General features: G+C 40.8%; 13 protein-coding genes. All 13 read left to right on the top strand.

Annotated features, from left to right (window positions below):
- Positions 1 to 3: 3 nt before the first annotated feature.
- Complete coding sequence (meaB, locus tag BUB56_RS04780; RefSeq protein ID WP_110940236.1) at positions 4 to 933, top strand: methylmalonyl Co-A mutase-associated GTPase MeaB; 930 nt, start codon at positions 4 to 6, stop codon at positions 931 to 933.
- 87 nt (positions 934 to 1,020) lie between these two features.
- A complete protein-coding gene (gene mce / locus BUB56_RS04775) occupies positions 1,021 to 1,425 on the top strand; it encodes a methylmalonyl-CoA epimerase (protein ID WP_110940235.1) in 405 nt (134 codons plus the stop codon).
- 54 nt (positions 1,426 to 1,479) lie between these two features.
- The gene (gene mmdA, locus BUB56_RS04770) at positions 1,480 to 3,027 is read left to right on the top strand and encodes a methylmalonyl-CoA decarboxylase subunit alpha (RefSeq protein ID WP_110940234.1); all 1,548 of its coding nucleotides are present in this window, start codon (positions 1,480 to 1,482) and stop codon (positions 3,025 to 3,027) included.
- Between the two features lie 46 nt (positions 3,028 to 3,073).
- A complete protein-coding gene (locus BUB56_RS04765; RefSeq protein ID WP_110940233.1) occupies positions 3,074 to 3,424 on the top strand; it encodes an OadG family protein in 351 nt (116 codons plus the stop codon).
- A gap of 54 nt (positions 3,425 to 3,478) precedes the next feature.
- A complete protein-coding gene (locus BUB56_RS04760) occupies positions 3,479 to 3,874 on the top strand; it encodes a biotin/lipoyl-containing protein (protein ID WP_110940232.1) in 396 nt (131 codons plus the stop codon).
- A 57-nt stretch (positions 3,875 to 3,931) separates the two neighbouring features.
- Positions 3,932 to 5,095 (top strand): sodium ion-translocating decarboxylase subunit beta, encoded by a 1,164-nt coding sequence (locus BUB56_RS04755; RefSeq protein WP_207650399.1) that lies wholly within the window; start codon positions 3,932 to 3,934, stop codon positions 5,093 to 5,095.
- 163 nt (positions 5,096 to 5,258) lie between these two features.
- On the top strand, positions 5,259 to 6,248 hold the full coding sequence (locus BUB56_RS04750; protein ID WP_110940231.1) for a biotin--[acetyl-CoA-carboxylase] ligase: 990 nt from the start codon (positions 5,259 to 5,261) through the stop codon (positions 6,246 to 6,248).
- A gap of 280 nt (positions 6,249 to 6,528) precedes the next feature.
- Positions 6,529 to 7,053 (top strand): ECF transporter S component, encoded by a 525-nt coding sequence (locus BUB56_RS04745; protein ID WP_110940230.1) that lies wholly within the window; start codon positions 6,529 to 6,531, stop codon positions 7,051 to 7,053.
- A gap of 76 nt (positions 7,054 to 7,129) precedes the next feature.
- On the top strand, positions 7,130 to 7,903 hold the full coding sequence (locus BUB56_RS04740) for a type III pantothenate kinase (RefSeq protein WP_110940229.1): 774 nt from the start codon (positions 7,130 to 7,132) through the stop codon (positions 7,901 to 7,903).
- A gap of 358 nt (positions 7,904 to 8,261) precedes the next feature.
- Positions 8,262 to 9,233, top strand: coding sequence for a tRNA dihydrouridine synthase DusB (gene dusB / locus BUB56_RS04735; RefSeq protein ID WP_110940228.1), 972 nt, complete (start codon positions 8,262 to 8,264; stop codon positions 9,231 to 9,233).
- Between the two features lie 57 nt (positions 9,234 to 9,290).
- On the top strand, positions 9,291 to 10,229 hold the full coding sequence (locus tag BUB56_RS04730) for a quinate 5-dehydrogenase (RefSeq protein ID WP_110940227.1): 939 nt from the start codon (positions 9,291 to 9,293) through the stop codon (positions 10,227 to 10,229).
- Positions 10,230 to 10,419: 190 nt separating this feature from the next.
- On the top strand, positions 10,420 to 10,896 hold the full coding sequence (gene greA / locus BUB56_RS04725; protein ID WP_110940226.1) for a transcription elongation factor GreA: 477 nt from the start codon (positions 10,420 to 10,422) through the stop codon (positions 10,894 to 10,896).
- A gap of 17 nt (positions 10,897 to 10,913) precedes the next feature.
- A complete protein-coding gene (gene lysS, locus BUB56_RS04720; RefSeq protein WP_110940225.1) occupies positions 10,914 to 12,392 on the top strand; it encodes a lysine--tRNA ligase in 1,479 nt (492 codons plus the stop codon).
- The last annotated feature ends 840 nt before the right edge of the window (positions 12,393 to 13,232 follow it).

The raw sequence follows: 13,232 nt of genomic DNA, 5'->3' as shown, positions 1-13,232 counted from the left end.
AGCATGGCGTTAGCTGAAAGATTACTGCAGGGAGATAAAAGAGCAGCAGCCCGATTAATCTCAATGGCAGAGAATCACGACCCTGAAGCAGTAGAAATTTTAAAGAGTCTTTACCAACGGACAGGCAGAGCCCATGTAATAGGTATTACAGGCCCTCCCGGTGCAGGAAAGAGTACGCTGACAGATAAGCTGGCAAAGGCAATTCGTGCACGAGGAAAAACCGTAGGTATTATTGCTGTGGATCCAACCAGCCCTTTTACCGGTGGCTCAATTTTAGGAGATAGAGTAAGAATGAATGATCTTAGTACGGATCCCGGTGTCTTTATCCGAAGTATGGGTACAAGAGGTCATTTGGGCGGGCTGTCTAAAGCTACCCAGGCTGCAGTGAAGGTATTGGATATATACGGTGCTGATTATATCTTCATCGAAACCGTAGGGGTAGGACAGTCAGAAGTAGATATTGCAAAAAACGCAGATACTACACTGATGGTGATGGTACCGGGGTTAGGTGATGATATTCAAGCAATTAAAGCAGGAATCATGGAAATAGGCGATGTTTTCGCAGTAAACAAAGCAGACCGCGATGGAGCAAAGAGAACAGCCACTGAAATAGAAATGATGTTAGATTTTAATAAAACCGATTGGAGACCCCCTGTGCAAATGGTAATTGCCGTAGACAATAAGGGTGTCGAGGAGCTTCTAGGTCATATTATGGATCACATGACCCATATGAAAGAAACCGGAAAGCTTGAAAAGAAACGGGTATTAAACAGCAAACTAGAGATCATTGATCTGATTCAAGAAAATTTGATGCGTATGATCCTAGATAAATCCAGTAAGGAAGATTTGATCAACAACCTTGCAACGGAGGTTGCTGCTAGAAAGGCAGACCCTTATACGGCTGCTGAAATGGTTTTAAAGGAAATAAAATAAACTGGTTTATAGGGGTGGGAGGCAATTGACAGAGGCAGTTGACCGATGAAGAAACCCTTAATTATAAAATATAAAGGAGGATTTTTTATGAAAGTACTAAAAGTTGACCATATTGGTGTAGCTGTAAAAAGCCTTGATGAGACATTAAAATTTTATCAAGAAATGCTGGGCTTAGAGCTTCATGGTACAGAGACGGTAGAAGAACAAAAAGTAAAAGTAGCTTTCTTACCAGTAGGTGATACTGAAGTTGAGCTTTTAGAGTCCACAGACCCAGAAGGACCGATTGCAAAATTCATTGAGAAAAAAGGCGAAGGCATTCAGCATATCGCTTTCCGTGTAGAAAATATTGAAGAAGCAATCGCTGAATTAATGGCAAAGGGCGTTAAAATGATTGATGAGAAGCCAAGATACGGTGCTGGCGGTGCGAAAATTGCTTTCTGTCATCCAAAGAGTACAAATGGTGTTCTTGTTGAAATCAGTGAAAGAGAGTAGTATGGGGCTGCCGATTTTCCGGCAGCTTAAATCAGAGTAGGAGGTATAGAAAACATGGCAAACAACAAAATAGAAGATTTGCGTAAACGCAGAGAGAAAATTACTCTTGGTGGTGGCGCTAAAAGAATCGAAAAGCAGCATCAAAGCGGAAAGCTGACAGCCAGAGAAAGAATGAACCTGTTATTTGATGAGGGTACTTTTGTAGAGTTAGATGCTTTTGTTACCCACAGATGCGTAAACTTTGGCATGGATAAAATGGAAGCACCTGGTGAAGGGGTAGTAACTGGTTATGGAATGGTAGATGGAAGATTAGTATATGCCTTTGCACAGGATTTCACTGTAGTAGGCGGTTCTCTTGGAGAAATGCATGCAGCTAAAATTTGCAAGGTATTAGATAATGCACTAAAAGTAGGTGCACCCGTTGTAGGATTAAATGACTCCGGTGGAGCAAGAATTCAAGAAGCGGTTGATGCATTATCGGGATACGGAAAAATCTTCTACAGAAATACGATTGCATCCGGTGTAATTCCACAGATTTCTGCAATCATGGGACCATGTGCCGGAGGTGCAGTTTACTCACCGGCATTGACTGACTTTATCTATATGGTAGACAAGACAAGCCAGATGTTTATTACCGGTCCGCAGGTAATCAAGACAGTTACAGGAGAAGAAGTATCGGCTGAAGACCTTGGGGGTGCCATGACTCACAATACAACCAGCGGGGTAGCGCATTTTGTAGCTTCCAACGATGAAGACTGTATCGCACAAATCAGAAGACTATTAAGCTTCTTACCATCCAACAACATGGAGACAGCACCACTTTTCGATACAGAGGATGACGTAAATCGTTTAGCACCTGAATTAGATGATTTACTACCGGATAATCCAAACAAGCCATACGACATGTTTGAGGTAATCTCTAGAATTGTTGATGATGGAGACTATTATGAAGTACAGCCATACTATGCGAAAAATATCATTACCTGCTTTGCAAGAATCAATGGACAATCCGTTGGAATTATTGCAAATCAGCCAAAGGTATTGGCAGGCTGCTTAGACATCAATGCTTCTGACAAGGCTGGAAGATTTATCAGAACTTGCGATGCTTTCAACATTCCATTGTTAAACATCGTAGACGTACCTGGCTTCTTACCAGGAACAAACCAAGAATATGGCGGAATTATCCGACATGGTGCAAAAATGCTTTATGCTTACAGTGAGGCAACTGTACCAAAGGTAACCCTGATTGTAAGAAAAGCCTATGGTGGATCCTACCTGGCAATGTGCTCTAAGGACTTAGGCGCTGATATCGTACTGGCTTGGCCACAAGCAGAGATCGCTGTTATGGGACCACAAGGGGCTGCAAATATTATCTTCAAAGATGATATCGCTAAAGCTGCAGATCCAGCGGCTGAAAGAGCTAAGAAAGTACAAGAATACACGGATGAATTTGCTACACCATATAAAGCCGCTGAGAGAGGCTTCGTAGATGACGTTATTGAGCCAAATGCAACAAGACCAAGACTTGCAGACGCTTTCAATATGCTTGCATCTAAGAGAGAATCAAGACCTGCGAAGAAACACGGCAACCTGCCGGTATAAAAGTTAGCAGCTCACCAGTGAAGATCAAGAAAAAGAGGTGATATCATTGTTTGGTGAAACGATTAGTTTAGGTGAAGGTTTAATAGTTACCGCACTTGGTATGAGTGTAACCTTCGTAGCGTTAATAGTATTGTCATTAATGCTGGACTTACTAAGGATTCTATTCTATAAAGAGCCGCAAAAAGCTCCGGTACAAATAGTTCAACAGCCTGTTGCAGAAGCAGAGGCAGAAGAAGATAATATGGAAGAATTAGTAGCGGTAATCACGGCCGCTGTAGCTGCTAGTCTGCAGACATCTACCCACAACATTATTGTACAAAATATCCTTCGTGTAGGAGATACTACACCAACTTGGGGTAGAGCAGGCAGAGTTGAGCAAATGAACAGCAGATTTTAGTCCGCTTTAAACTATAATAAATCAGTTTGTGAAAATTGAAGGAGGATCATAATTATGAAAAAATTTAACATAACTGTAAACGGTAATACTTATGAGGTAGAGGTAGAAGAAATTGGTGGTGTTTCTGCACCTGCTCCAGTAGCTAGACCAGCGGCAGCTCCAGCAACACCAAAGGCAGCAGCTCCAGCAGCAAAACCAGCAGCACCAAAGGCAGCTCCAAAGGCAGCTCCTGCAGGCGGAAACAGTGTAACCGCTCCAATGCCAGGAACAATCCTAGATATTAAAGTAAAAGAAGGCGATACCGTAAAATCTGGTGATGTTTTAGTAATCCTAGAAGCTATGAAGATGGAAAATGAAATCATGGCACCGGGAGATGGAAAAGTTGTATCTGTAAACGCAACAAAAGGTGCTTCTGTAAATGCTGGAGATGTATTAATTGTTCTAGGGTAATCCATAATCCCAGTATAACTGCAGCATAAAAATTTTGAAAGAGAGGGAGACGCCAAGATGTTTCTAAACGTTATTGAGAACTTCTTGTCAAGTACCGGATTTGTGGCCCTCACATGGCAGCACCTAGTAATGCTGGGCATCGCATGCTTTTTCCTGTACTTGGCAATTGTAAAACAATATGAGCCCTTATTACTGCTCCCTATTTCCTTCGGTATGCTTCTAACAAACATTCCCCTGGGAGGTTTAATGGACTATCCGGTTTATGAAATAGGTACTGATGGTTTACCCCACTTAAAACAATTGGGTGGTGTATTATACTACTTATACCAAGGGGTTAAATTGGGTATTTTCCCACCATTGATTTTCCTTGGTGTTGGTGCGATGACCGACTTTGGTCCATTGATCGCCAATCCACGAAGCTTACTTTTAGGCGCAGCAGCACAGTTTGGTATCTTTACAACCTTTATTGGTGCAGTAGCTCTTGGATTTACAGGACAGGAAGCAGCATCTATCGGTATCATCGGTGGTGCAGACGGACCGACTGCAATTTTCTTAACATCTAAGCTTGCACCCCACCTATTAGGACCAATTGCGGTTGCAGCTTACTCCTACATGGCACTGGTACCAGTTATCCAGCCGCCGATCATGAAAGCTCTTACAACAAAGGAAGAGCGTATGATCAAGATGGAGCAGCTAAGACCTGTAACCAAAATAGAAAAGATTTTATTCCCGATTATCACTACAATCCTAGGGGCTTTATTGCTTCCTTCAGCTACGGGACTCCTGGGTATGTTAATGCTTGGTAACCTGTTTAGAGAATCTGGAGTAGTAGATCGAATCTTTAAAACTGCACAGAATGAGTTAATCAACATCGTTACCATCTTCCTAGGAGTAACCGTAGGTGCAACCACAAGTGCAGATAAGTTTTTAAAAGCACAGACGATTATGATCATTGCTCTTGGTATGTTGGCATTTGCAGTGGGAACTGCGGCAGGAACCATTTTCGGAAAGATTATGTCCAAGTTAAGCGGCGGCAAAATCAATCCATTAATCGGATCTGCAGGGGTTTCTGCAGTACCAATGGCAGCAAGGGTATCTCAAGTAGTTGGTCAAAAAGAAAATCCATCCAACTTCCTATTGATGCATGCCATGGGACCAAACGTTGCGGGGGTTATCGGATCAGCTATTGCGGCAGGGGTACTGCTGTCCATATTTGGTTAGAAGGTATTCCTTTTAATACATTCATTTAAACATAGCTATAGTAAGGTATGTCCGTTAGGAAAGCGGGCATATCTTGCTTTTTTTTGTTTTCATTTCTTAGGAATATGATAAAATAAACATTAGGGTGAAAATGGTTTACAATGCTGATAGAGGATGTGGGAAAATGAAAAAGGACATATTGGAAGCATTAAAGCAAAATAAGGGAAAATTCATTTCCGGTGAAGAATTGAGCATCAAAATAGGTGTTACAAGAACGGCAATCTGGAAGCACATAAAGCAGCTAAAAGAAGACGGATACGAAATTGATGCTGTTTCCAGGCGGGGGTATCGTTTAATTCAAGAACCGGATACGCTGGAGCTAAACGAGCTTGAGATTGATATACAAACCCGGCTAATAGGGCGTAATCTTATTTATTATCCCAGTATTGATTCAACCAATAACGAAGCAAAAAAAGAAGCAGCCCTAGGTGCACCGGAGGGAACTGTGATTATAGCGGATGAACAAACTGGGGGCAGAGGTCGACTAGGCAGACACTGGGTATCTCCCAGAGGAACGGGAATCTGGATGTCTATCATTTTAAAGCCGCAGCTGGAGCCGGCAGAGGCCGCTAAAATCACACAGCTTACAGCAGCCGCAGTAACTACAGCTTTGAGAAATGTCACTGGCTGTGAGGCGGGGATTAAGTGGCCAAATGACATTATTATTAACAAAAAGAAGGTATGCGGTATATTAACAGAAATGAGTGCGGAGCTGAACACCGTCAATCATATCATCGTAGGTATTGGGATTAACGTAAACGTAGATCCTAAAGAATTCCCCGATGAGGTTAGGGCTATAGCAACCTCCATAAAGGAAAGTGTAGGACATGAAATCTACCGAAAAGAAATTGTATTAGAGATTCTGCAAATATTTGAGGAATTATATTTAGATTTCTTGAGAACTAGGAGTATGGCAAAAAGTGTAGAGATCTGCAAGAAATACTCAGTAACCCTAGGGAATGCCGTAAGAATTATCAGCAAGGACAAAATTATCTTTGGGGAAGCCCTGGATTTGACTGAGGATGGAGAACTGGTGATCAGAAATGAAGCTGGTGCTGTTGAAAAAATCATATCCGGTGAGGTTTCTGTCAGAGGGATATCGGACTATATATAGATACAAAAAAGAACTTATGGAAGGGTCAGGCACATTTATGCTGTTAAAGAATAGGCTATAGGGATTTGGGTATACTGTAAAATAGAAATCTATGCAAAAAAAGTTAAGAAATCTGTTTGTCAACTTGACAAAATCACTTGCAAAACCAAAGTACAAATGGTACGATATCTTAGGGGTAACAGCCAGCATCAAATTGAGCTGGACTTATGTTGAACAGCTTAGATGTAAGTGAAACATATTTGTCCGGTATCCTACATGGAACTGGAACGGAGGTGAAAAAATGGAAAGAGTTGCAAACAACGGTTTATCGTTGTCATTAAAGCAGATTACAGTAGCCGGATTATTGGGGGCCGTAGCAATTGCATTAAGCATGACACCCCTTGGGTACATTCCTATTCCTTGGCTAGCAAATGTTAATGCGACCACCATGCATATTCCTGTTATTATTGCATCAATAGTATCAGGGCCGCTGGTAGGAACAATGGTAGGGGCAATATTTGGGGTATCCAGCTTTCTGAGAGCAAACAACCCGTTCTTTATGAATCCGATTGTGGCCATACTGCCAAGATTGTTGATTGGATTTACATCCTACTACGCATATAAGTGGACGAAGAGCTCACTTGCAGCTGCAATTGTGGGAACCCTAACAAACACCATCGGCGTATTATCGCTTATTTTTGCTTTTGGCTACCTGCCGCTGAATGTAGTGTTAGGAATTGCGGGAGTGAATGGTACTGCTGAGGTTATCGTATCCTCATTGATTGTTGCAGCAGTGGTAAAGTCCTTAAAAAAAGCAATAAAATAATAGGAATATAAATGAAACAGATGAAAAACGGGCTATGGCATGCCGAGATAGCCCCGGAGAGAGGTTGAAGAAGTATATGTTGTTAGCATTTGATGTTGGTAACACCAATATAGTACTAGGTGTTTACAAAGGCCGCGAATTGATTAATAGCTGGAGATTCTCTACGGACAAGAGTAAAACTTCTGATGAGTATGGCATGCTGATTTATCAGCTGTTCCAATACGAGGGATTGGATATGAAGGAAGTAGAAGATATTATTATCTCTTCTGTAGTACCTCCATTAATGTATTCGTTGCAGCATATGGCAATGTCCTATTTTCAAAAACAAGCAATGGTTGTAGGTCCTGGCATCAAAACAGGCGTAAACATAAAATATGATAATCCAAAGCAGGTTGGGGCAGATAGAATTGTAAATGCTGTTGCTGCCTATGAAGCCTATGGCGGACCTTTAGTAATCGTCGACTTCGGAACCGCAACAACATTTTGTGCGATCTCTGAAAAGGGTGAATATCTGGGCGGAACCATCTCCCCGGGAATTAAGATATCTAGCGAGGCTTTATTCCAGCATGCAGCAAAGCTGCCAAGAGTAGAGCTGGTGAAACCAGGCAATGTAATCTGTAAGAATACGGTAAGCAGCATGCAATCCGGTATTGTATATGGCTATATTGGGCTAGTAGATTATATTGTTCGCAGAATGAAAAAGGAATTAGGAGATAATCCTAAGATAAAGGTAATAGCTACAGGCGGATTAGCAGGGTTGATTGCCTCCGAATCAGAGACAATTGATGAGGTGAATAAGCTGCTAACCTTGGAGGGCCTTAGAATTATTTACGAACGAAATAAGGAGTAGCGTATAGCCAGGAGCAATCCTGGCTATTTTTATATACAAAGGCTATGATAGGCAGCATAAAGAAAATAAAGACACAGACTCGCTAGTTTTGGCCTTTTGATCGCTCTAAAGCTCATTCCGATAAAAAATACTAAAACTTGCAAAACTCGCTGCCCTCAGACATGCAAGTTTTTATACACACTTTTTATCTATTCTCGCTAAGAACGAAGGCAAAAGGATCAAAGAGTCGCTCCCTTAGGGTCTGTTATTTTCTATTACTAAGAGAGTCATATTTTTTATATGCAGGGGCGTGCAGTGTTCGCCTGATATAGAATGCTTAGAAGAGAAGCATTAATACTTATCGTATGGCGGTGAAATAATGAAAATCGGAAATATACAATTAGAAAACAATCTATCCTTAGGTCCCATGGCTGGGGTAACGGATCTAACCTTCCGGCTGATCTGCAAGGAGAAGCAATGTGGTTTGGTATATACGGAGATGGTCAGTGCCAAGGGGATCTGTTACGGGGATAAAAATACAGAAGCATTATTAAAAATAGAAGAAGGAGAAAAGCCCGTGAGCCTGCAGATATTCGGCTCAGATCCTGAGTTTATGGCCCGGGCTGCTGAAAAACTCAACAAACAGGAACATGCAATTCTGGATATCAATATGGGTTGTCCGACTCCCAAAATTGTGAAAAATGGTGACGGTTCTGCTTTAATGAGGGACCCGGAGCTGGCAGGAAGAATTGTAAAAGCGGTGGTAGGTGCTACGGACCGGCCTGTTACGGTAAAGATTAGAAAAGGATGGGATGAGACCCAGATCAATGCAGTAGAACTGGCTCAGATCCTAGAGGCAAATGGGGCCCAGGCCATCGCAGTTCATGGCAGAACCAGAGAGCAATTTTATAGCGGCAAAGCAGATTGGGACATTATAAGAAGAGTAAAAGCTGCAGTCTCCATTCCGGTGATCGGAAATGGAGATATTTTTAGTGTAGAAGATGCGATGCAGATGATGACACAGACAAACTGTGACGGACTGATGGTTGCCAGGGGTGCTCAGGGAAACCCTTGGATATTTGAGCGGATTGCACATTACCAGAAGACCGGGATATTGCTTCCGGAACCTCCTATAGAAGAAAAAATCAATACTGCGTTAAAGCATATGGAAATGATCATAGAGGAAAAAGGCGAATATATCGGTGTTCGTGAAATGCGTAAGCATGTAGCTTGGTATTTAAAAGGCATCCGACATTCTGCACAAATTCGAAGTAAGATTAATCAAATGGACAGTAAAGAGGATTTTAGAGAATTGCTGCTAAACTTTCTCAAGCTTGTGACAGGTGTTTAATTTATGTTTAGCTTGGAGAGAATTCCATAGAGTAGTAATTCTAGGGGAGGAAACAGTATGAAACATATTGTTAGTGTAAGCCTTGGCTCATCCAGTAGAAACCATCGGGCAGAGGTAGAGCTTTTAGGGGAACAGTATATCATAGAACGGATTGGAACCGATGGAGATATGGATAAGGCTATCAGCATATTGAAGACATTAGACGGTCAGGTAGATGCTTTTGGTATGGGAGGCATAGATCTATATATCTACGCAGGCAGCAGACGGTATACGATTAAGGATGCAGTTCCGCTGAAGGAGGCTGTAATACACACCCCCATTGTAGATGGTTCTGGTCTGAAGAATACATTAGAACGAAATGTTATTGAATACCTGGAAGAACAGAAAATCATTTGCTTTGAAGGAAAGAAGGTTTTGATGGTATCTGCTGCAGACCGATTTGGCATGTCGCAAGCATTAGAGAAAGCGGGTTCTATCTTGACCTGTGGAGATCTAATGTTTTCCTTAGGGATTCCTTATCCAATAAAGTCCTTGAAGTTGTTCTATAGAATTGCAGGAATATTGGCACCGATCGCTGTAAAATTGCCCTTTCATCTACTTTACCCAACTGGAAAAGAGCAGCATAAAAATGAAGTCCATAGATATGAGCAGTATTATAATGAAGCAGATATTATCGCAGGGGATTTTCACTATATCCATCGGTTTATGCCAGATAACCTGGAAGGGAAAGTGATTATAACAAATACCGTCACCCCACAAGATATAGAGGAACTGCGAAAAAGACAGGCAGCAACGCTGGTTACTACAACTCCCGAGATTGGGGGGAGGTCTTTTGGAACAAACGTCATGGAAGCCATCATTATTGCTTGCATTAATAAGAATATCCATGAGATTACGACACAGGATTATGAAGATATGCTTCAAAGGCTTGCAATTAAGCCTAGAATACTATCTTTACAAGAACAGTCGAATTACGGTAAAATATCCAGTATATAGCTTGACAACAAATTGCAACTACATTATAATTATTCGCATATAGCACGCATTAGAGAAAAGCACTGTTTATTCAGTGCTTCTTATACTAATCTAGGGCAAATCAACAGGGGATTATAAGAATAAATAAGTAGTCGTTACATATACTTATTATCAAACATTTATAAATCAAACAGAAAAGGAGAGGGAATATATGACCGATAAGGAGGTACTATTGACCCCACAAGGGCTCAAAAAGATTGAGGATGATTTGGAGATTTTGAAGACAGTTCGTAGAAAAGAAGTTGCAGAAAGAATCAAACAGGCTATCGCCTTTGGAGATATCAGTGAAAACTCAGAATATGATGAAGCAAAAAATGAGCAGGCCCAATTAGAAGAAAGAATTGCGAAGTTGGAATCCATGCTTAGGAAAGCAAAAATTATAGATGAAGATGAAATTTCTTTTGATACAGTAGGTATTGGTGCCACCATTAAAGTAAAAGATATTGAATTTGACGAAGAAGTGGAATATACAATCGTAGGCTCTGCAGAGGCAGACCCTTATGAAATGAGAATATCAAATGAATCTCCCGTAGGCAGAGCGCTTCTTGGTAAAAAAGTTGGAGAAATAGTGGAAGTTCAAATACCCGATGGTGTGACGAAGTACGAGATCCTAGAAATCAAAAGATAGCTAAGGGGGAACAAAAGATGAGTGAAGAATTAAATCTCAGCGAAGTACTAAGAATCAGAAGAGATAAACTTAAAAAGCTGGTAGAAATGGGACGAGACCCCTTCAAAATTGAAAAGTATAAGGCCACAGCCTTTAGCAAAGATATAAAAGAAAACTTTGGTGCCATGGAAGGACAGCTAGTTGCTATTGCAGGCAGAATTATGGCTAAGCGGACCATGGGCAAAGCAGCCTTCTTAGATATTCAGGATAAACAGGGCAGAATTCAAAGTTATGTAAGACAAGATGCTATTGGAGAAGAAGAATACGATATTCTTGTTACATATGACATTGGAGATATCGTAGGGATACAAGGAACTGTTTTTAAAACGAAACAGGGTGAAGTATCGATAAAGGCTTCAGAGGTATTATTGCTGTCAAAGTCCCTTCAGGTTCTGCCAGAGAAATGGCATGGATTGAAGGATCAAGAGATTCGTTATAGACAAAGATACGTAGACTTAATTGTAAATCCGGAAGTAAAAGAAACCTTTTTAAAGAGAAATAAGATTATCAAAGCGATACGAGAATTCTTGGATGATAGGGGTTATCTAGAGGTTGAAACACCTATTCTTACCACTATTGCCGGTGGGGCTGCAGCAAGGCCTTTTGTTACGCACCACAATACTCTGGATTTGGATATGCAGCTGAGAATTGCAAACGAGTTATATCTTAAGCGATTAATTGTAGGCGGCTTTGATAAGGTATATGAAATGGGTAAGATGTTTAGAAATGAAGGAATTTCTATTAAGCATAATCCTGAGTTTACGAATATAGAGTTATATGCAGCTTATGAGGATTATGAGGATATGATGGATATTACAGAAAATATCGTAGCTTATTGTGCTGAAAAAGCAAATGGTACTACTGTTGTCAATTACCAGGGAAGGGAAATAGATTTCAAGCCACCCTGGAGAAGAGTTTCTATGCATGATTTGGTTAAGGAGAAAACAGGCATTGATTTTTATGCTTTTGAAAGCGATGAGGAAGCAAGAAAAGCAGCAAAGGAAAAGTTGCATCTGGAAGTAGAAGGACATATGAAAAAAGGACATCTGGTGAGCTTGGCATTCGAGGAATTTTGTGAAAAGGACTTGATTCAGCCTACATTTGTACTGCACCATCCGGTGGAAGTGTCGCCCTTAGCCAAGAGAAATCCTGATAATCCTTTAATTACCAATCGTTTTGAGGCCTTTGCAAATACCTGGGAGATCGCCAATGCTTTTTCCGAGTTGAATGATCCAATAGATCAGAAGCAAAGATTCGAAGAGCAATTAGCACAAAAGGAAGCGGGCGATGAAGAAGCCCATCCAATGGATGATGACTTTATTAATGCATTAGAGGTAGGCCTCCCGCCTACAGGAGGACTTGGCATTGGTGTAGACCGACTGATTATGCTGCTGACGGATTCACCATCTATACGTGACATTATTTTGTTCCCAACCATGAAACCAATAGAAAAGTAAAGAATAAAGAGCTTAGAAATCCATCTGAGCTCTTTTATTTTAGATATATAGAAGAGGAAGGATAGTTATTAGAATAAAAAAACAGAGGGAAAGCTTAAGGAAAAATGAATATTATTAAGATATCTGCATATAATGGTTAATAGTGATTTGTAAAAGTACTTGTCAAGGCGGCAATAGTATGATATATTAGAACTTGCCTTTAGGACGAATATTCTATAAGGATCACGATTGTAATAATGAGAAAAAGTAGAAATGGAAAGATGTTGACACAAGATACAATCCGTGATAAGATAAATTTTGTCGTCACTCAATGGAAGAAACTAAAAACTTCCAGTAAAAAAAGGTTGACAAGGTGCGACAACCATGATAATATATTTAAGTCGGTGTCACTCAAAGACGCCACTGCAAATTGGTCTTTGAAAACTAAACAGTGTAAGAATTAAAGCCAGCAATAAATAAATGGTTGAAGGTTGAATGTTGAAAGTTGAATGTTTCTAGGGAACGAATCTAGGGTCTTAATACCCGTTAGAACGGCCCGAAAACATACAACCTACAACATAGAACATACAACCAAAATTGCAACGCAATTTTTATTTGAGAGTTTGATCCTGGCTCAGGATGAACGCTGGCGGCGTGCCTAACACATGCAAGTCGAGCGGTCTAGTGCTCAACTGAACTTCGTTCAGTTGAGGTTGAAGGAGAAATGTTGAAGGTTGAAGGTTCTTTAGGAAAGTCTCTGAGGGTTTAAAACCCAAGAGATAGACCCCAAAACATTCAACATACAACATGCAACTTACAACGACTCAACACAGCGAAGCTGAGTTGAGTGCTAGATAGCGG

The sequence above is a fragment of the Geosporobacter subterraneus DSM 17957 genome (genome assembly GCF_900142145.1).
GTDB classification, from domain to species: Bacteria; Bacillota; Clostridia; order Peptostreptococcales; family Thermotaleaceae; genus Geosporobacter; species Geosporobacter subterraneus.
The sequence above is the reverse complement of the archived record's forward strand: the minus strand, read 5'-3'. Positions and strand labels throughout refer to the sequence as shown.